The 18,401-nt window shown below is 67.1% G+C and carries 20 protein-coding genes; 13 read left to right on the top strand and 7 right to left on the bottom strand.

Going from position 1 to position 18,401, the window contains the following annotated elements:
• Positions 1–45: 45 nt before the first annotated feature.
• Genes AC1DIQ_RS06515 through AC1DIQ_RS06505 form a run of 3 tightly spaced genes read right to left on the bottom strand, consistent with a single transcriptional unit; the run spans position 46 to position 1,766 of the window.
• A complete protein-coding gene (locus AC1DIQ_RS06515) occupies positions 46–975 on the bottom strand; it encodes a hypothetical protein (protein WP_478049691.1) in 930 nt (309 codons plus the stop codon).
• 46 nt (positions 976–1,021) lie between these two features.
• A complete protein-coding gene (locus AC1DIQ_RS06510) occupies positions 1,022–1,378 on the bottom strand; it encodes a bleomycin resistance protein (RefSeq protein ID WP_088433407.1) in 357 nt (118 codons plus the stop codon).
• 10 nt (positions 1,379–1,388) lie between these two features.
• Positions 1,389–1,766, bottom strand: coding sequence for an H-NS family nucleoid-associated regulatory protein (locus AC1DIQ_RS06505; protein ID WP_293978076.1), 378 nt, complete (start codon positions 1,764–1,766; stop codon positions 1,389–1,391).
• Between the two features lie 226 nt (positions 1,767–1,992).
• Here AC1DIQ_RS06505 and AC1DIQ_RS06500 point away from each other — a divergent pair, with 226 nt between their 5' ends.
• Entirely contained in the window at positions 1,993–2,370 is a 378-nt protein-coding gene (locus AC1DIQ_RS06500; protein ID WP_088433405.1) for a glycine zipper 2TM domain-containing protein, read from the top strand.
• Positions 2,371–2,398: 28 nt separating this feature from the next.
• Here the strand turns inward: AC1DIQ_RS06500 and AC1DIQ_RS06495 are convergent, their stop codons facing one another.
• The gene (locus tag AC1DIQ_RS06495; RefSeq protein ID WP_478049711.1) at positions 2,399–3,226 is read right to left on the bottom strand and encodes an AraC family transcriptional regulator; all 828 of its coding nucleotides are present in this window, start codon (positions 3,224–3,226) and stop codon (positions 2,399–2,401) included.
• Positions 3,227–3,303: 77 nt separating this feature from the next.
• On the opposite strand from AC1DIQ_RS06495, the gene AC1DIQ_RS06490 reads away from it, so the two are divergent.
• The 9 genes from AC1DIQ_RS06490 (at position 3,304) to AC1DIQ_RS06450 (ending at position 11,434) form a co-directional block, all read left to right on the top strand.
• Positions 3,304–5,319: an FUSC family protein gene (locus AC1DIQ_RS06490; RefSeq protein WP_478049690.1), complete on the top strand. Its 2,016-nt coding sequence runs from the start codon at positions 3,304–3,306 to the stop codon at positions 5,317–5,319.
• Between the two features lie 4 nt (positions 5,320–5,323).
• Positions 5,324–5,533, top strand: coding sequence for a DUF1656 domain-containing protein (locus AC1DIQ_RS06485; protein ID WP_088433403.1), 210 nt, complete (start codon positions 5,324–5,326; stop codon positions 5,531–5,533).
• 1 nt (position 5,534) lies between these two features.
• Positions 5,535–6,419 carry an HlyD family secretion protein gene (locus AC1DIQ_RS06480; protein ID WP_478049689.1) on the top strand — a complete coding sequence of 295 codons (885 nt, stop codon included), beginning with the start codon at positions 5,535–5,537 and terminating at the stop codon, positions 6,417–6,419.
• Complete coding sequence (locus tag AC1DIQ_RS06475; RefSeq protein ID WP_282259963.1) at positions 6,416–7,876, top strand: efflux transporter outer membrane subunit; 1,461 nt, start codon at positions 6,416–6,418, stop codon at positions 7,874–7,876. The genes AC1DIQ_RS06480 and AC1DIQ_RS06475 overlap by 4 nt, the downstream gene beginning before the upstream one ends.
• A 309-nt stretch (positions 7,877–8,185) precedes the next feature.
• Positions 8,186–9,352: a hypothetical protein gene (locus tag AC1DIQ_RS06470; RefSeq protein WP_282259962.1), complete on the top strand. Its 1,167-nt coding sequence runs from the start codon at positions 8,186–8,188 to the stop codon at positions 9,350–9,352.
• A complete protein-coding gene (locus AC1DIQ_RS06465) occupies positions 9,345–9,617 on the top strand; it encodes a hypothetical protein (protein ID WP_282259961.1) in 273 nt (90 codons plus the stop codon). The genes AC1DIQ_RS06470 and AC1DIQ_RS06465 overlap by 8 nt, the downstream gene beginning before the upstream one ends.
• Before the next feature lie 355 nt (positions 9,618–9,972).
• Complete coding sequence (locus AC1DIQ_RS06460) at positions 9,973–10,185, top strand: helix-turn-helix domain-containing protein (RefSeq protein WP_282259960.1); 213 nt, start codon at positions 9,973–9,975, stop codon at positions 10,183–10,185.
• Between the two features lie 136 nt (positions 10,186–10,321).
• On the top strand, positions 10,322–10,591 hold the full coding sequence (locus AC1DIQ_RS06455) for a hypothetical protein (RefSeq protein ID WP_088433391.1): 270 nt from the start codon (positions 10,322–10,324) through the stop codon (positions 10,589–10,591).
• Between the two features lie 156 nt (positions 10,592–10,747).
• The gene (locus tag AC1DIQ_RS06450; protein WP_253247686.1) at positions 10,748–11,434 is read left to right on the top strand and encodes a hypothetical protein; all 687 of its coding nucleotides are present in this window, start codon (positions 10,748–10,750) and stop codon (positions 11,432–11,434) included.
• Positions 11,435–11,441: 7 nt separating this feature from the next.
• On the opposite strand, the gene AC1DIQ_RS06445 is transcribed toward AC1DIQ_RS06450, so the two are convergent.
• Complete coding sequence (locus AC1DIQ_RS06445; protein ID WP_282259958.1) at positions 11,442–12,926, bottom strand: FAD-dependent oxidoreductase; 1,485 nt, start codon at positions 12,924–12,926, stop codon at positions 11,442–11,444.
• 114 nt (positions 12,927–13,040) lie between these two features.
• Between AC1DIQ_RS06445 and AC1DIQ_RS06440 the strand changes: the two genes are divergently transcribed.
• From AC1DIQ_RS06440 to AC1DIQ_RS06430, 3 genes are all read left to right on the top strand, one after another.
• A complete protein-coding gene (locus AC1DIQ_RS06440) occupies positions 13,041–13,460 on the top strand; it encodes a MarR family winged helix-turn-helix transcriptional regulator (RefSeq protein ID WP_478049688.1) in 420 nt (139 codons plus the stop codon).
• Between the two features lie 62 nt (positions 13,461–13,522).
• Positions 13,523–14,338, top strand: a complete 816-nt coding sequence (locus AC1DIQ_RS06435) for a S1 family peptidase (protein WP_478049687.1) — start codon at positions 13,523–13,525, stop codon at positions 14,336–14,338.
• 113 nt (positions 14,339–14,451) lie between these two features.
• Entirely contained in the window at positions 14,452–15,039 is a 588-nt protein-coding gene (locus tag AC1DIQ_RS06430) for a hypothetical protein (RefSeq protein WP_088433386.1), read from the top strand.
• A gap of 117 nt (positions 15,040–15,156) precedes the next feature.
• Here AC1DIQ_RS06430 and AC1DIQ_RS06425 read toward each other — a convergent pair whose 3' ends face one another.
• Both AC1DIQ_RS06425 and AC1DIQ_RS06420 read right to left on the bottom strand, forming a co-directional pair.
• Positions 15,157–16,059, bottom strand: coding sequence for a tyrosine-protein phosphatase (locus AC1DIQ_RS06425; protein WP_478049686.1), 903 nt, complete (start codon positions 16,057–16,059; stop codon positions 15,157–15,159).
• A 17-nt stretch (positions 16,060–16,076) separates the two neighbouring features.
• Positions 16,077–18,359, bottom strand: a complete 2,283-nt coding sequence (locus tag AC1DIQ_RS06420; protein ID WP_478049685.1) for a TonB-dependent receptor — start codon at positions 18,357–18,359, stop codon at positions 16,077–16,079.
• Between the last annotated feature and the right edge of the window lie 42 nt (positions 18,360–18,401).

Genomic DNA, 18,401 nt, shown 5'->3' with positions numbered 1-18,401 from the left:
CGTTGCGAGCTGTCGATCACGGGAAACCCATGCCGGCCGCGCGAATCACTCCACCAGGGTCAATTGCCGGGCAAAGCTCGGCCGCAATGCCAGCTTGTGGGTGACACTGGTGATCGTGCGGCGCGGATCGGTCGGGTGCGGCCGGGAGGCGGTGCTGCTCCTGCCTTGGCGCCACAACCCGAACATCACGATCTCCGCCCCTACCGGGAAGGACTTCAGCCACGTGGCATCGGGGTGCCCGACGCTGACTTCGTAGAAATCCCGGCGATCGGTCACACCGGTGTGCTGATACTTCGGAGCACAGTTGAGGAAGGTGACGCCATGGGGGTCACCGGGCTGCGGCGTGCGATGCGACCGCACGGTCCCGAGCAGCGCCATCGGCAGCTCGCTCGATGCTGAGCCAAGGCGTTCCCATGCCGAGTCGTAGCGGTCCTGCCAGTAGACGAAATTCGTCCAATCCACCCGCTTCTTGCCCAGGCGCAGGGTCAGCTGCGCGGCCAGCAGCGTGTCGTCCTCGCACATCGCCTGCAGCGTAAGCAGGTCGGTGAGGGTGCGCAGGTAACCGTCGAGCGGTGCGTCTGCCGGGAGAAGTGCCGGCCCCGCGCTGCCGCGTTTCAGGGCCTGCTGGAGGATCAGCAGGCGAAGCTCGTGCTTCCCATCATCCAGCGTCGGCAGGAACTCGGGATCGCCACCGGCGGCAAGCAGGGCCTGCAGATGAGAGGCCGCGATGTAGCGACACCCGGGCAGATGCCCGGTGCCCTTGTTCAGGGCGAGGTAGGCGGGGAAATGGAGGGGCGGGGCGCGATCCACGCCGGGCCTGCTGTGCTCGGGAACGAATCTCACCGGCACGTTGCACCCATCGCACAGCAGGGTCGGCAGGGTCTGTTGCGCGTCATGACGCTTCTGCAGGTCGCCCACCCGGTGCAGGGTGCCGTGCGTGCCCACTGCCTTGCGCATCTTGATTCCGCGACTCATCTGCAACCACTGCTTCGTTCAATGGCGACCATCATAGTCGCTTCGATCAGTCGCCCTGTGTCGCGAAGCGCAGCCGGTTGTGGTCGGGGTCGATCACCATCATTTCGCGCCCGCCCCACGGCACGTCTGCCGGCGGTCGGAAGACCGGCGCGCCGGCCGCAACGAACGCGGCATGCAATGCGTCCACGTCGGGCACATGAAAGTACACGGCGCCCCCCGGCTCGCAATCGCCGGTGTGTTCGCTGAGGAACATCTGCTGGCCCTCACGGCTGATCTGCACGAACAGCGGCATGTCCGGTGCGAAGCGGTGTTCCCAGTCGATCGCGAACCCGAGCCGCTGGTAGAACGGCACGCTGATCGCGGCATCGGTCATGCGCAGTTGCGGAATGACGGTCTGCGGCATGGGTGCGGCCTCAGCCTGGATAGGACGGGAAGCGCTGATCGGGGTGAGTCTTCTTCCATTCGGTATGCGCGACCGTGCCTTCCCAGGACAGGAAAGCGTTCGGTACGCGCCCGCGGCCCGACCAGGTGGCGCCGCTGTGCGGCAACCAGAAACGGGGCGGCAGATCTTCCTTCGGGGCCTTGGCGGCCTTGGGGGCTTTCTCGCGCTTGGCCGCAGGCGCGGTGTCCAGCAGCGCCCGGATCCTGCGCTGCTGCTCGGGGCTGAAATCGGCGTAGCTGGTGGTCAACAGGAGCGTGACACGCTCGTAGGCTTCCCTGGTGGCTGCTTTCAGCAGTGCCTGCTCGTCCATTCCAGATCGCGCGACCGCCGCTGCCAGTGTGGCGTTCATCGTTGCTGCGGAAGAGGCGGTGGAGGGCGTACGGGGCATGGGATTCCAGAGAAGGAGGGACTGACGGAGGGCACGATAGCAAATGCGTATGTGAAGCGGCCGATGGTGGTGTCCGGCGTGCCTACGCCAACCTGAACAGGGGTCGGTTCATCTGCAGGTACGCAATGTTCCGGCAACCTTCGGCGACCAGATTCGATTCAACACCGTTCCCTTGGAGGATCCAACCATGCTCACCTCGACCGTTTTCAGCTTCCGTGGCCTGGCTCTGGCATTGGCACTGACCGCTGGCGTGACCGCCGCGGGCAATGCGGATGCGATGTCGCGCAAGGACAAGAACACGCTGGTCGGTGCCGTCGTGGGGGGCGTGGCCGGGCACGTGCTGTCCAACGGAGATCCGCTGATGACCGCCGGTGGCGCGGTGGCAGGCGGGGCCATCGGCAACGTGACCACGAAGGATCGCCGGGACAACCGTAATCATCGCTACGACCGCGATCGTCGCTATGACCGCGACCACCGCTACGAGCGGAGCAGTCGCCATGACCGCCGACATGACCAGCGTCGCTGGAACCAGGACCGCCGCAACCACAATCGCGGCTGGCGCTGATCCCCGCCGCGTTCCCGTTCCCGGCGCGCTAGGCCTGCGCGTCGGGGTCTGGGGCACCCGCCGCCTGGCGGCGCGAGCGCGCGGCGAAGTAACGGGTGGGCGAAAGCCCCAGCGCCTTCTTGAACATGGTGATGAAGGCCGTGACGGACTCGTAGCCCAGGCCTTCGGATACCCGCTGTACCGGGGCGCCGGCAGCGAGCTCCCGCACCGCGATCAGCAGTTGGAGCTGCTGCCGCCATTTTCCGAACGACAGGCCGGTCTCGCTGGCGATCAGGCGCGTCAGCGTGCGCTCGCCCAGCGCAAGGCGCTTGGCCCATTCGGTGATCGTGCCGCGGTCTTCCGGATGTGCTGAAAGGGCAGCGGCGAGTGCCCGGATTTTCGGATGATGACTCACCGGCAGGTACAGCCGTTCGGTCGGCATCTGCACCAGTTCTTCCAGCAGCACGCGGGCAAGGCGATCGGTCGGCCCATCGCGCGGGTAGTCGAACGGGGCGTCGGCCAGATGCAGGATCATCTCGCGCACCATCGGTGAAATCGTCAGCGTCACGCAATGCTGTGGCAGATCCACCACGTCGGGCTCCACGAACAGGTAACAGAGCCGCGCGTTCGCCGTGGCACGGTTGCTGTGCGGCATGCCACCGGGAATCCATACCCCGCATTGTGGCGGGACGATCCACAATGCGTGTTCCACCTCACAGGTGACGGCCCCATGCAGGGCCAGGATCAGCTGACCTTTGCGATGATCGTGGACCGGGATCTCCGCCGCGTGCTCGGTTACCTGCAGGCGCTTGGCCACGGCGGGCCGATCCGTCACATCCGGGTCGATGTCGAAGCCGGCGATGGAAACGGGAGGCATTATCGTGACCGGATTTAGCGATTGACTGGCATTGTAGCGAGATTCGATCACCCGGGTCGGTGCCTACGATGTGCGCCATGCACCCGTCGCCCCCTCCCGTTCGCCGCACCGTTCTGGCCCGGCCGCTTGCACTGCTGACGTCGCCCGCGCTCAGGGCCGACCAGGAAGCCGCACTGTTCTCGCTGAAATGCCTGGTCGCCGCAGTCCTTGGCCTGTACGTGTCCTTGTGGATCGGCCTGACCCGTCCCTTCTGGGTGATCGGGACCGTCTATCTCGTCTCGCAACCGATGTCCGGTGCCACCCTCAGCCGCGGCCTGTTCCGGCTGCTGGGTACGCTGGGCGGTGCGGCAGCCACGGTGCTGCTGGTGCCACGCTTCGCCAACGAACCCCTGGTGCTGAGCGTGGTGCTGGCGGCCTGGATGGGGCTGTGCCTGTATCTGGCCATGCTGGACCGCACGCCGCGTGCCTACGCTTTTCTGCTTGCCGGCTATACGACCAGCCTGATCGGGTTCCCCAGTGTGATGGCGCCCGAGGCGGTCTTCAGCGTCGCCGTCATGCGGGTGCAGGAAATCTCCCTCGGCATTCTTGCTGCCACGCTGGTGCACGCGCTGCTCCTGCCGCGCCCGGTCTCGCGGCGGGTCAAGGTCCGCGTTGCCGCGATCCTGGCCGACGCCGAGCGCTGGACCCGCGACATGCGCGCCGGCGCGACCGAGGCCGTGCTTGCCGAAGACCGCGCCAAGGTCGCGGTGGACCTGCTTGAGCTGCACACGTTGGCGGTCCACCTTCGGTTCGACAGCGCCTACGGCGTCACCCAGGCAGAGGTGCTGCGGGCGCTGCATGACCGCATGCTCGACGTGCTGGTGCTGTCCAGCGGCGTAGAGGACGCGATGGCAGCGCTGCGTGCACCAGCACGCGGGTGTCCGGCCGCCCGCGGCTCGGCGCACGACACGGCGGACGTGGAGGAGGCGGCCGGCGTGGACAGCTGGCAGGCGCTGCTGTCAGCGGGCCTGGCCGCGGATCTTGCCGGGCTGGATGTCGCGCATCGCGACTGCCGCCTGCTGGAACACCAGCTGGGTCGCGACGATCCGCACTGGCGCCGGCAGGTGCCCGCCCGTCTCGCAGGCGAGGCGCGTGGCCATGTCCTGCACCGGGACCATCGGCTCGCCCTGCGCAGCGCGCTTGGCGCCTTCATCGGCATCGTGCTGAGTTGCGTGGTGTGGATCGCGACGGGCTGGTCCGACGGCGCGACCGCCGTCTCCATCATCGGCACCGCGTGTGTGCTGTTCGGTACCACCGAGGCGCCCGCGGGCCATGTCATGCGCTATCTGGCCGGTTCGGCCATCGGCGTGGCGGTCGGCCTGGTCTACGGACTGGCGATCCTCCCTGGCATGTCCGGCTTTGTCGGTCTGGCCGTGGCGCTGGCGCCGGCCCTGCTGCTCAGCGGCGCCTTTCTGGCTCGGCCGGCGTTCACCCTGGCTGCACTTGGCGTGGTGCTGACCTTTCCGCTCGTTGCCGGCCTCGGCGCCACCAATGCATGGGATTTCGTGGCCGCCGTCAACAGCAGCGTGGCGCTGCTGGTGGGTATGGGCGTCGCGTTGTGCAGCATGCTGTTGTTCCAGACCCTGGATACCCATCGCAGCCGCCGCAGGCTGCAGGCCGCGCTCCGGCACGATGTCGCGCGGCGGATGCGCGGTGGCGTGAGTGACGTCGCCGGCTGGAGGAGCCGCATGGTGGACCGCCTGGGTCTGCTGGCACCGCGGCTGCGCGGACAGCCAGGCGCCAGCCAGTGCCTGCGCGCGGGCTTTGCCGCTCTGCGTGCGGCCGATGTGGTTGCCGAGCTTCGCTGCCTGGGCAGCCGTTCGGACGCGCCAACCATCCGCCGCTGTCATGCAGCGCTGATCGACGCGGTGATCGATCACTGCCAGCGCGACACGCTCCAGCGCCATGCCCCGGATACGCACCTGCTGGACTGCCTTGATTGTGCCCGGGGAGCGGTGCTGGCGGGGGATGAGCCAGAGCGCACGCGCCTGCTGTTGCTGCTCGCCGCACTCCGCCGCGATGTGCTGGCACCCCTGATCGCGCATGGAGACTGATGCGATGTTGCCCGACGTTTCCGTTGATGGCGTTTTCATCCCCGGCCTGATGGCCGTGGCCCTTGCCGCGCTGGCGCTGTCGTTGATGGCGTCGCGGCTGCTGGCGCGGCTCGGGCTGTACCGGCTGTTTGCCTGTCGCCCGCTGGTCGGCCTGTCCCTGTTCGTCATCCTGGCCGAATGGTTGATCCAGTTCGTGCCCCTGCTTGAGAAATGAAATGAAGCACACGCTCGTTGTTCTTGGCCGTTGGATCGCTACGCTCTGCCTGGTCTCCCTCGCCGTGATCGCGGTTCTGTCGCTGTGGAGCCGATACGAACGGCATCCCTGGACGCGCGATGGTCGCGTCCGCGCGGATGTGGTCCGGGTCGCGTCCGACCAGGGCGGGCTGGTCACCCGGGTGCTGGTGCAGGACAATCAGCGGGTCAGGGCAGGGCAGTTGCTGCTGGTACTGGACCAGCCGCGTTTCGCCGCCGCGCTGGAAACGGCCGACGCACGGCTGCGCAGCGCCCAGGCGACGCTTGCGCTGGCGCGCCGCGAATCGGCACGGGACGGTGCCCTGGGCAACCTGGTCGCCTCCGAGACACGGGAGCGCAACGCCGCCAAGGTCGACACCGAAGTGGCCGGCCTGGCCGAAGCGCAGGCCGAGCGACGAGTGGCACGGCTGAATGTCCAACGGACCGAAGTGCGCGCCACTGCCGATGGCATCGTGACCAACCTGGACCTGCACCCCGGCGACTTCCTGCCGCCGGGCACCCAGGCCATGGCCCTGATCGCCACCCGCAGCCTGCGGATCGAGGGCTACTTCGAAGAAACCAAGCTTGCCTGCATCACCGAGGGCGATCACGCGACAGCGCGCCTGATGGGCGACACCCGTGACGTGCACGGCCACGTCGAGAGCATTGCTGCCGGCATCGCCGATGACCAGCGCTCGAACACCCACAACCTGCTGCCCGCGGTGGCGCCGACGTATGCGTGGGTGCGGCTGGCGCAGCGCATCCCCGTGCGCATCCGGATCGACGACATCCCGCCTGATACCCGCCTGATCATCGGCAGGACGGCCAGCGTCACCATCACCCCGACGGTACGGGGCGCCTGCAAATGAGGGCGCACCTTCGGCGTGTGGGCGCGATCAGTGCGATGCTGTGGTTGTCCGGCTGCGTATCGGGTCCGGATTACCGTGTTCCGGCCACTGCCATGGCGGTGGCGCCCGATGCCCAGGGTCGCTTCGCTTCAAGCAGAGCGCCAACGTATACGCAGGCCGAGCCGCCAGACCATTGGTGGCAGCTGTACCAGGACGCGCAGCTGGAGGCCTACGTGGCCGAAGCGCTGCGGGCCAACACGGACCTGCGCGCGGCCGATGCCAATCTTCGGCGTGCCTCGGCGGTGGTGCTGGAGCATCAGGCGCAAGGCACCTTGCGCACCGACACTGCGGCATCAGGCACGCTCGCGCATGCGGGCGGCTACACGCTGCCCTCGGGCTCGCTGCCGCAGGCCTATGCGCTCGGCATCACGCTGTCGTATCCATTGGATCTGGCCGGCGGCATCCGCCGCGGCATCGAAGCGGCCAGCGCCGATGCCGAAGCCGTCGCAGCGGCCCGTGACCACGTCAGGGTGACGGTCGCGGCGGCGGTGACCCGCGCCTACGTCGGCGCCTGCGCCGCCAATCAGACGCTGGCAGCGACCCAGCGTGTGCTGTCGACCCAGCGCGACACGCTGGATGCGACCCGCCGGCTTGCCGCCGGTGGGCGCGGCACGGAGTTCGACGTGACCCGTGCCAGCGCCGCGGTCAACCGGAGTGCGGCGGCCGTTCCGCAGCTGATCGCCGAACGTCAGCGAGCAGTGGCTCAGCTGGGTGCGCTGATGGGCCGGGTGCCGTCCCATTATCCGCAGGAGGTCAGCGCCTGCGCGCGACCGCCCCGGCTGGATCGGCCCCTGCCGGTGGGCAACGGGTGGCAGCTGATCCAGCGGCGTCCGGACATCCGTGCGGCAGAACGCAGCCTGGCCGCTGCGACGGCCACCATTGGCGTGGAGACCGCCGAGCTGTATCCGCAGGTCAACCTCGGCGCCTCGGCCGGCATGGCGAATGCCCCCCGGCGGCTGCTTGCCAGCGAGAGCGTCGGTGCCAGCGTCGGGCCGCTGCTGTCATGGCGCTGGCCGAACCGGCGCGCAGTGAAGGCCCGGATCGCTGCGGCCAATGCGCGTGCGGAGGCGGCGTTGGCCTCCTTCGATGGCGCCGTGGTGCAGGCGCTGCAGCAGACAGACACCGCGCTATCCACTTACTCGCAGGCGCTCGATCGCGAGGCCAGCCTGGCCCGAGCGCGTGAGGACGCCGCCCATGCCAGTGCGCAGGCCGGGCAGCTGTACCGGTTCGGCCGAATCGGTTTCATCGACGTGCTCTCGGCAGAGGCGGCGCTGGCGGATGCGGAATCCGCATTGGCGTCCTCGCAGGCACAGCTGATTGACCGCCAGGTGGACCTGTTCCTGGCCCTGGGGGGCGGTTGGTCGCCGTCCGGCCCGGGCGACGATGCGGAAGCGGAGGCGGCGCAGCGCGCCCCGTGAGCGCAGGCAGGAGGTCGGCCTCATGGCGTCACTGCCCGCCTCGGGTTACCTTCCGGAGCTGGTGCAGCGTGGGTACGCCCAGGGAGAGGTGCGGGAATGATGGCAGGGATGTCCACAATGAAGCGGGCAAGGCCGCCGCGGCGTCCTGCACGCGGTCACCGCGTTGCTGTCGCCGTCGCAGCCGTCATCGCAACCCTTTGGCTGATGCCCTGCAGCGCTGCACCCCAGGCTCCGCCGGCGGGGGTCGATGACGCGCTGACCAGGGTCGCCAGCGTGGCGGAGGCCGCGTCGTCCAGGCAGGTTGCACAGATGCTGTGGGGAACACCACTGGATGCGCCGGTGGTGGTGCACGACCGCGGCTCCGGCACCAGCTGGCGGAGAAACGGCGTTGCAGGCACCACGCTCCCCGTCGTGCTTCGCAACGACCAGCCGCCCGCGAACACCTGCATCACGATCGATGGTGCCCCTGCGGTGCTGCTGCTTCTGCCACTGCCCGCAGAGCTGGACGGACTGGCCACGCTGCTCTGGCACGAGCAGTGGCACTGCGTGCAGGCGGCCCTCGGCCTGCCTGCCGCCGAAGGTGACACGGCCCATCTGGACAACGAAGCCGGTCGCACCGCGTTGCGGCTGGAGATGCGTGCGCTGGCGCAGGCACTCTCCACGCGCGATGAGCGCCAGGCGCGCCAGCATGCGGCAGCGGCGCTGGGCTTCAGGGCATTGCGTTCGGACGCTGCGGCAGCGGGGACACGCGCGCTGGACGAAGAGGCGAAGGTGGAGCGCAACGAAGGCCTGGCCGAGTACACCGGGCGCAGAATCGCCGCGGCCGCGCATGAGGGCGATGCGGTGTCCGCCGCGGTGGATGCGCTGGCCAAGGCGGATGCGTCGCAGAGTTTCGTGCGTTCGGCGGCGTACGCGACCGGACCGGCGTACGGGATGCTGCTCGACCGTTGGTCGCCGCCATGGCGCAGCGGGTTGTCTGCCCGCTCGGCATTGCCTGCGCTGCTGGCCGATGCGCTGGGCGGGCCCGGCATCGCAAAGGGCGATGCCGGATATGGCGCGGACGAGGTGCGCGCAGAGGAACGCGAACGCGCCACAGTGCGGGAGCGACGCAGCGCCGGCTATCGTGAGCGTTTCCTCGGTAACGATGCGGTTCGGCTGGAACTGCGCAAACCGTCGGTGTCGTTCGATCCGCGTTCTCTCTTCCCGCTCGACGATGCCGGGACGGTCTATACACCCCTGACGGTGCGGGACGAGTGGGGCGAGCTGACGGCGGCGGCCGGTGCGTTGCTCTCCAAGGACTGGGCGCTGCTCAGCGTGGGCGGCGGCGCCGTGGAAGGCGAGGGGGCCAGGTGGTCGGGCCCCGGCTGGACGCTGGTGCTCAGCGAGGGGTGGCGCCTGGGCAGGGATGCCGGCGGCTGGCGTGTGACGAAGGCGCTGGAGGCGAGCGTGGGTGATCGGGCCGGCGATGATGAGTGAGGCATCGCATCAGATAAGGACGCACCTTCAATGCGGTGATGTCGAGCTGGCCCATGCCGTTGGCAAAGCCGCCTTGCGTGACACCCCCGACGACCCGGCCGTGGTGTCTGCGCTGCTGGAGCTCACTGCCAAGCTGCGCTCGGAATGCATGGACATGGCGATCAGGAAGATGGATGGCAGCGCCATCTACGCTGCAACGGAAGCACTTCTGCGTGAGGTCAATGTGCTCACCGGACAGGACCTATACGGACGTTTCGGACCGTAGCGTCCGTTCAAGGCGGCATTGTCGCCTGGCGTGCCTTGCAGCACGTCCTCCCTGCAGCAGGCGTGAAGCGGGCACCGGGTCTTTCCCGGGTCTCAGTCATCTGACGATTGCGCTCCGCGTCATCGCCTGAAGACATCGCACCCCTGTGCCCGCCGCGCCCTCAGCGCACGCCGGGCGGCAGCGCCGTGCCCGCGGATTGGCCGTCCCCCACGCGGATGGGCAACGGCACAGAAATCGCTTGACCTTCCAAGCGTGGCATGCCCGACAACTGTCGCCGGAGCCGCTCCGGTTCAGCAATCCAGACATCCAACCGCAGTCGCGAAAGGCACAACGATGACAATCACGCGGGCGAACGGTGGCGAGGCTGTTCCATCGAGAAGTCGGTATGAGTTTTGGCGACTGGCGGCGGCGGATGTGCCTGCTGCTCAGCCTGCCGCGCCTCGCCTCGGGCGTCTCCATCCTTGAGGTTGCGCTGGAGCATGGTTATCAGAGCCCAAGCGCGTTCTCGGCCATGTTTCGCCGCTCTCTCGGGGTGTCACCGACGGAGTATCTGGTCTCCAACGTGTGAGGTTTTCAGAGTGGGAAAACGAGAGCGCATGTCCTTCACGCTGCCTCTACGTCGCCGAGCTTCAACTGAATGCCGGTCATGGCGCTGGCGTAAACGCCGCTATAGTCCGAACACCCCATAAGAAGGAGGCAGTGCGATGATTCTGACCAAACAACACCTGACGACCGCGCGTACGCTTGCTGTGGCGCTTGTCGCTACCGTGGGCCTGAGTGCCTGTGCGACCTACAAAGACGAGTTTGCAACGATCAATTCACGCCTCGACCAGCTCGACGTGAAGGTGCAGGGTGCAGCGCAGAGCGCCGAGTCCGCCAATCAGTCGGCGCAGCAGGCCAACCAGCGTCTGGATCAGATCGAGGGCCGCGTCCAGCAGCTCGAACAAGCACCGCGTCGCAAGCCGCGCGGCTGATTCGTTCCCGCAGCATGTATCAGGCAGGCAACGTGTGAATCGGAAACCAGTGGCCTTTGCAGGCCACTGGTTTCCTGTGGCTGTGCAGTCTTCAATGTAAGGAATTGTCCCATCCGTACGCACTCATACCCTGTAACCCGGGCCCTGCGTGGCGCATTGGCCGTGGCGCTGGCGTTCACGAGCATCGGCGTGGCCAGCGCCGAGGATGCTCCCGCTCAGCCAGCACCCGCCGTCGATGAGCTTCCGCAAGGGCAGGCCGTGTCCGAGACCGTGATTGAACTCGCGGGCTGGGTTGTCGCGAGCAAGGACAGCCAAGGCTATCCGTTTGCGATCATGGACAAGGCCGCTGCGCAGATCCTGGTCTTCGACGGCGATGGCAAGCTTCGCGGCGCCGCCCCGGGGCTGTTCGGCTCGGCGACCGGCGACCACATCGCGCCGGGGATCGCCGGCCTCGCCCTTCGCGAAATTCCCGGCCGGGATCGCACGACGCCCGCCGGGCGCTTTGTGGGGGGCTTCGGGCCGTCCATCGACGCGGGCCGCGTCTTGTGGGTCGACTACGATTCCGCCGTCTCCATCCACCCCACAGCGACAGGTGTCCCGAAAGAGCGACGGGCCGAGCGACTGGCATCGGCGTCACCGGACGACAATCGCGTCACCCATGGCTGCATCAATGTCTCGCCGGCGTTCTACGCGCAGATCATTGAATCTACCTTCCAGCGCGGCGGGGTGTTCTACGTCCTTCCCGACAAGGCCTCGATAGCGGAGACCTTCCCGGAGTTCGCGAAGAGTCGCGAGGCGACCCAGGGCGATGAGGGAGCCCGCGCGGGTCCCGCCGGCAAGTAATGCGTCGTCATGGCGCATGGCGTTCAAAATGCGCCAGCAGCGCCGCCAGGTGCGGCGTGTCGACGATAGCGGCGATATAGCCGTCCGGCCGGATCAGCAGCCACGCGCCCGGTTGCACGCCATAGGCCTCGGCGAAGTGCCCGTCCGCATCGCGCAGGTCGCCAGCCGGGCCGATGATGTGGACGCGCAACCCCGCGCGCGAGGGGGCGCTGGACCGATCGCAGGCGTAGCCCAGTAATGTCCAATGCGTTCCGCGCAGCACGTCGAACAGGCGCACGCGCTGTCCACCCGCGCCCAGGAGCGGCGCATCGGGCGCCCGGCTGCCCGGCGCGGTGCGTCCGCTGCGGGCCTCGGCAGCCAGCGTGAGTGACGATTCACCATAGGCGAGATCGAGCTGCTGCACGTCGCGCCCGCGGCGGTTGTCGCCGCGCTGGGCCTGAGCGAGCAGCGTCGTGGCAAGCCCGAGCATCGAGGCTGCAATGGGGCGGCGCTCTTCCTCGTAAGTATCCAGCAGGGCCTGCGGCGCACCCTTCAACACCGCCGCCAGTTTCCAACCGAGGTTGTAGGCGTCCTGCGCGCTGGTGTTCAGGCCCTGGCCGCCGGTGGGCGGATGCGTGTGGGCGGCGTCGCCGATGAGGAAAACGCGGCCGTCGCGGTACCGGTCGGCCAATCGCGCGTTCATCCGGTACGCCGAGGCCCAACAGACATCGAGCACTTCGAGATCGTTGCGGCCGGTACGCATGCGCACCATGTCCGCCAGCCCGTCGATGGAAAGGTCGACGTCGCCCTCGAACGGCACGGGGGCCTGCAACTGGAACAGCGCTGTTCCCATGAGCGGGCATAGCGAGATGCGCCGCGCCATGTCGTCCTCGTTGAAACTGTGCCAAGCATCGCGCGGCAATCCCTGCAGGACGATGTCGGCCACCACCGCGCGCACACCCAGTGTTCTGCCCGGGAAGCCGATGTCCAGGGCCTGCCGCACGAAGCTGCGGCCGCCATCGGCGCCCACCAGATAGCGCGTCTGGAGCGTCTGCTCGCCCGTGGGGGTGGCGAGCCGAACCGTCACGCCATTTGCGTCCTGCTCGACGCCGATCAATCCATGCCCGAACTCGACCCGGTGGCCGAGCTCGGCAAGTCGATCGCGCATCACGGCCTCGGTCAGGAACTGCGGCACCATCAGCGGCTGGCGGTAGGGTTCGACCGGCGTAGCCGGTGCGCCTTCGATGACCGTCGCGTCGACGCTGCTGCCGTCGGCGCAATGGACCCGGGACACTGGGTAGGGCCCACCGGCCGCGAACAGCTGATCGAGGATGCCCATGTCCTCGAAGATTTCCTGGCTGCGCGGCTGGATGCCCTTGCCGCGCGAGCCGTGAAAGGGCTGCTTGCGCTGTTCGAACAGCCGGAAGGCGACACCGCGGCGCGCCAGTTCGATGGCCAGGGTGAGGCCGGCAGCGCCGGCACCACAGATCACTACATCAGGGGTATTGCCCATTGTGCCGCTCCAGGTGTGTGTAATATGCACTTACTTGGAGGGGATGCTATGCCTGCGAAAAATAAGGTGCAAGATACACATAATTCTTCCGCATTGAAGTCGCTGCACCTTTCCATGGTCAGCCTCGCCAGCGTGATGAATCGGCCGCGCAACGATGAGCGGCTGATCCAGGAGGCCGGGGTGACGCTGGACCAGGCCCTGTTCCGCCTGCTGGTGGTGATCGAGCGGGTCGGCCCCATCGGCGTGGTGGACCTGGCTGACCGGCTGGGCCGCGACTACACCACCATCAGCCGACAGGTCGCCAAACTGGCGGCGATGGAGCTGGTGACACGTCGTGGAAACCCCGAGGATCGCCGCATCCGTGAGGCGACCATCGCGCCGAAGGGCAAGGACATGACGGACCGGTTGGATGCCGCACGTGAGCGGATCGGCCGGGAGATCTTCGCCTCCTGGCCTGCGCAGGAGGTATCGGAGCTGGTGCGTTTGATGGCAAAGTTCGCCAGCGCGCTGGAAGCCCGTGAGCGCGAGCCGTAACGGTACCCCACGCCTTGCAGGGCATCTGGACGCCGCTGTCTGAACCTCACAAGGCATCACCAATGAAGGGATTTCTGTTGATCGGGATGCTGCTCGCAGTGTCTTCGACCGCCCATGCCATCGTCATCCGTCATGACGTGGCTGATGCGCAGTACCGCGTTCCCGCCACCGAGTTTCCCGCCCTCGTGGACATGCCCGGCGAGGGCCACGGCGCGTTGATCGCACCGCAGTGGGTGCTGACGGCCGCGCACACGCTGCCGATGCAGGCCGATCTCAAGCAGGTGATGATCAACGGTACTGCGCGGGAGGTTGAGCAGGTGGTCACCCATCCCGGCTACAGGACGCTGCCGCAGACGTTGATCGATCAGGCCATGGCCAGCGGCGAGGCGATGCTGATCGTGGTGTTTCTCGCCTCGGGCGATGATGTTGCGCTGATCCGGTTGAAGGCGCCGGTCACCGACGTGGCGCCGGTGGCGCTTTACGGCGACAGCGACGAAGCCGGTCAGATCGCGAAGATGCTGGGAAAGGGCGCTACGGGTACCGGCGCTACGGGGCATTCTCCCAACGGCCCCAATCGCACCGAGCTCCGGCGTGCGTTCAACCGGATCACCAGCGCCTACGACCGCTGGCTCTGCTACGTGTTCGACGAACCGCCGGAAGCGTTGCCCCTCGAGGGCGTGCTGGGCAACGGTGACAGCGGTGGCCCGGTGCTCATCGAGCGCGATGGCCAGTGGCTGCTGGCCGGGCAGGGAGCCTGGAAGGTCGTGCAGGGTAATGTGCTGACGGCCCGTCCCGGGCGCTATGGGCAGGTGACCTGCAATGTGCGCGTGAGTCACTATCGGGACTGGATTCAAGGTGTGATGGCCGGGCAGCCTTAGATGGCGTTGGAAGAGGGTACCTGGCGGACCAGGTATCACCGCGTGGCGCAACGTCAGCGGCGATGCCAGGGCTATGATCCAAGGAAGGGCATCAGCAAAGGAGCACCAAGCACATGGACGTTGTAGAACCGCTGGAGGTGCTTCGCACGTCCGTACGCCGCCTCACTCTGTTGACTATCGCCCTTGGAGTGCTTGTTGCGGGCCTGGCCGTGGCAGTCATCGCATTGTCGATGGCGCCGCGCGGAACACTCACCGTTGATGAACTCCACGCCCATCGCGTCGTTGTGCTGGATGACCAAGGCGTAATGCGCGTTGAGGTGGGCCAGGATGCAGTTGATGCCGGAAGGCGATCGCGCACGGCCGGTGTGTGGCTGTACGACGCCAAAGGCGATGAACGCGGTGGGATGGCAACCCACGAAGATGGCCTGGTAGGTCTTGCCTTCGATGCCCCGGTGGGGAAGGGCGAGGATCACCTGCGTGATCGCCTGAGCCTGCGCGTGAATGCCGACGGTGCTTCCCAGGTGCTGCTCACGGACAACCTGACCCGCGGCATTGTCGGTCTTCTGTCCGACGGCACAGGCAACGGCGGGGTGGAGACGTATCGCTGGGACATGGATGCCAAGCTCATCCACCGCCGTTACATCACGTTCGATCAGGACGAGCGACAGCAGCGCCCGCTGGGTGAGCCGCAGGCGCAATAGGCCGTCATCGCTCATGCCCACGCAGCGCCGCGTGCTCGTCCGGGATCGAGCGCTGCTGGCTCACCTCGGATCGAGCAGGCGCCGGGCGTCCCCCGGCGCCTGCGTCATGCATTGCGGTCAGCCCGCCTGACCCAATCGCACCTTCAGCTGATCGATCTCCGCCTCGCTGACGCCGATGGATTTCAGGTAGCCCTCGGCACCACCGTACTGCTGATGCAGCGCGGTGAGAAACAGCTCCATGTTCTCCGGCGCGGTGCCGGACATGCCGGCCATTTTCCTGCCGATCTCCGGGTTCTGCTTGATCAGTTCCATGATCTGCGCGTTCATCGCGCTGTCCTTGGGCTGGCCTTCCAGGTAATGGGCGGAGATCGCGTAGTTTTTCACGATGTCCGCGCGCGACACGCCGGCCAGATCCAGCAGCAGCCCGGCGATGATGCCGGTGCGGTCCTTGCCGGCGGTGCAGTGGAACAGCACGGTGCCGTCGCGCTCGGCGGCGATGCGCTGGAAGACCTGCTTGAACTGCGGCTGGCTGTGATCCAGCCACTGCACATAGGCCGCACCCAGCGAATCCGGGAAGGTGGTCATCATTTTCTGCAGGTCCATCTTCTCGGTGCCCATCAGCGAGGTGCGCTGGTAGGCGAAGCGGGCATCGTCGGCCAGCAGGTCCGGCGACTGCGCCTGCTCATCGGCGGTGCGCAGGTCGATATCCAGCGTGACGCCGGCGGCAGCCAGTGCGTCGCGATCGGCGGCCGTCAGACGGCCCAGGTCCGAGGTGCGCACGAACGCGCTGGCCGGGATCGGGCCATGGCTGCCCTGCAGGCCGGCAAAGGTGCGCGTGTTCCATGCGCCCTGCAGCGGCATCAGGCGTTGTGCATCGGCGGCGACCGGCTGCACGTTGGTGGTACGCGCGGCGGCTGCCGTGTCGGCGACGGGTGCGCGGGCCAGTGCGATGCCCGCGCCAGTGAGCATCGGCAGGCTGAGGGCAATGGCAAGGGCAAGGTGGTTGCATCGAAGGTTCATCGGGATCTCCAGGGCGATCAGAAGGTGACGGTGACGTCCAGGCCGTAGGTGCGCGGGTCGTTGAAGATGCCGCTCTGGCCTAGTGAGGCGTTGTTGAGTTTGTAGAACAGGTGTTCTTCGTCGAGCAGGTTGCGCGCCCACAGCGAGACGGCCAGGGTCGAGCCGGTGCTGTTGAGGGGGACGTCGATCAGCGCGACGCGGGCGTTCACGATGAAGGAGCGGTCGGTGAGCATCTGGTCGTATTCGCTGGTGTAGTAACCGTCGGACCAGTTGCCATCCAGATGGAACTTGAGCGCGGAGAAGTTGGCGAACGGCACCAGGTAGTCCAGCGACACGCTGCCGGCGTTCTTCGGCGCCAGCAGCGGCTGCACCGTGACCTGGACACCGGCGCCGAACGGATCGACCGCGCTCTGCGCATCGATGCGGGTGTAGGCGTAGTTCAGGCCCACGGTCAGGTTGTCCACCGGCATCACGTTGAATTCGAGCTCCGCACCGCGCGAGGTCCCTTTGCTCAGTGCGTTGGTGGTGACCATGGTGGTGCGGGTTTCGCCGCTGTTGGGGTCGAACGGCAGCGAGAAATCCATCTGCTTGTGTTCGATCTTCGAATCGAACAGGGCCAGGTTCAGGCGTGCGCGGTTGTCCCAGAACTGCGACTTGACGCCGAGCTCGATCGCAGTCACTTCTTCCGGCGCGAAGGCGGTATACGTGGTGGAGCGCGAGTTGGCGCCGCCCGCCTTGAAGCCGGTGCTGTACTTGGCATACACCATCGCGTTGTCGCCCACGTCGTAGGCGATGTTCACCATCGGGTCGAAGCGTCCCCACGCATCGTCGAAGGCAAGGTCGGTTGCCAGGCCGTTGACGATGTACAGGCTGCCCTTCTTGTCATCGCGCGTGTAGCGGCCACCGGCGGTCAGGTGCAGGCGCTCAAGCGAAGCCGGTGTCCAGGTGGCCTGGCCGAAGATGCCCAGGCTGTCCGTCCAGGCCTTGCTGGCGCGGTCGATGCGCACGGCGCCCAGGTTCAACGGGTTGGTTGCCGGGTTGAGCATATAGCTGTTGCCGCCCGGGCCCCACAGCAGCATGTTGGGGGTCTGCGCGTTGTCGCCGGCGGTTTCGTGATAGTAGAAGGCGCCTGCGAGGAACTGCACCTGCGAAGTGGTGCCGATCAGTTGGAATTCCTGGCTGTACTGGTGCTGGTACACCTGGGCCAGGCTGTAGCGGCCGAACGGCGTGCTGGGACCGCCATAGGCGGAAATCGCGTCGACCAGGCCCATGTCGAACTGGCCCTGGGTCAATTCGCGGTAGGAACTGATCGACTTCAGTTCCAAGTGTTCGCTGAGCGTCCAGCCGAGGTTGAGCAGATGGCCACTGGTGCGGCCGATGTTGTCTTCCTGCGGGCCGCCCAGAATGGCGGAATCGCGCCGATCCTCGCTGGCCCCGGCTTTCTGCAGCGGGCTCACGTAGGGGCCCGGCACCAGCAACTGCGTGTGGTACGGCGTGGTGGCATCGTAGGAGCGGTCAAAGGCGTACAGCGCGGAGAAATCATCGCTGGGCTGCCACAGCGCGCTGAAGCGTGCGCCCCGCTTGTCGTAGCTGTTGAAGTCGCGCTCGCCGCGCATCGGGTTGTCGGTGGTACCGCCGCGTTTGGCCTGCACGGCGTCGATCTTGAAGCTCACATCGCCCACCTTCGGCAGGTCCAGATGCAGGCCCGTGGTGTAGCCACTGTAGTTGGAGACGCCGGCACTGACGCTGCCGCCAAACTCGCCGGTGGGCTGTCTGGTGACAATGCTGATCGCGCCGCCTTCGGTGTTGCGGCCGAACAGCGTACCCTGCGGCCCCTTCAACACCTCGATGCGCTCCACGTCGTACAACATGCTGCCCAGGCCCTGCGCGCGGCCCATGAACACGCCATCGACATACACGCCGACACCGGCATCGCGCGCGGGCTGATTGGCATCGCCGGAGGCACCGATCCCGCGGATGCCGATGTTCAGCGCCGAGCTGCGGGTGGCGAACGGGGTGACACGCAGTGAGGGGATGGAGCCATCGGAGAGGCTGCCGATCGAGATCGCGCTGCGATCCTTCAATGCTTCGGCATCCACCACGGAGACCGATATCGGGGTGTTCTGCAGATTCGTCGCACGCTTCTGGGCAGTGACGACGACCTGATCCAGTGCGACCACATCGCGCGCGGCGGCATCGGCGGTGCCGGTCGTCTCCGCGTCGTTGGCGAGGGCGAGACCGGGCAGGGCGGTGGCAATGGCAAGGACTAACAGGCGACGGTGCAACGGGGCGTGGCGCATCGGTCGGGTTCACGGAAGGAAGGGGGCCGGCGCAGTCTGGGT

The organism is Stenotrophomonas sp. 05L413 (assembly GCF_056397945.1).
This window is presented reverse-complemented; position numbering and strand designations above follow the sequence as displayed.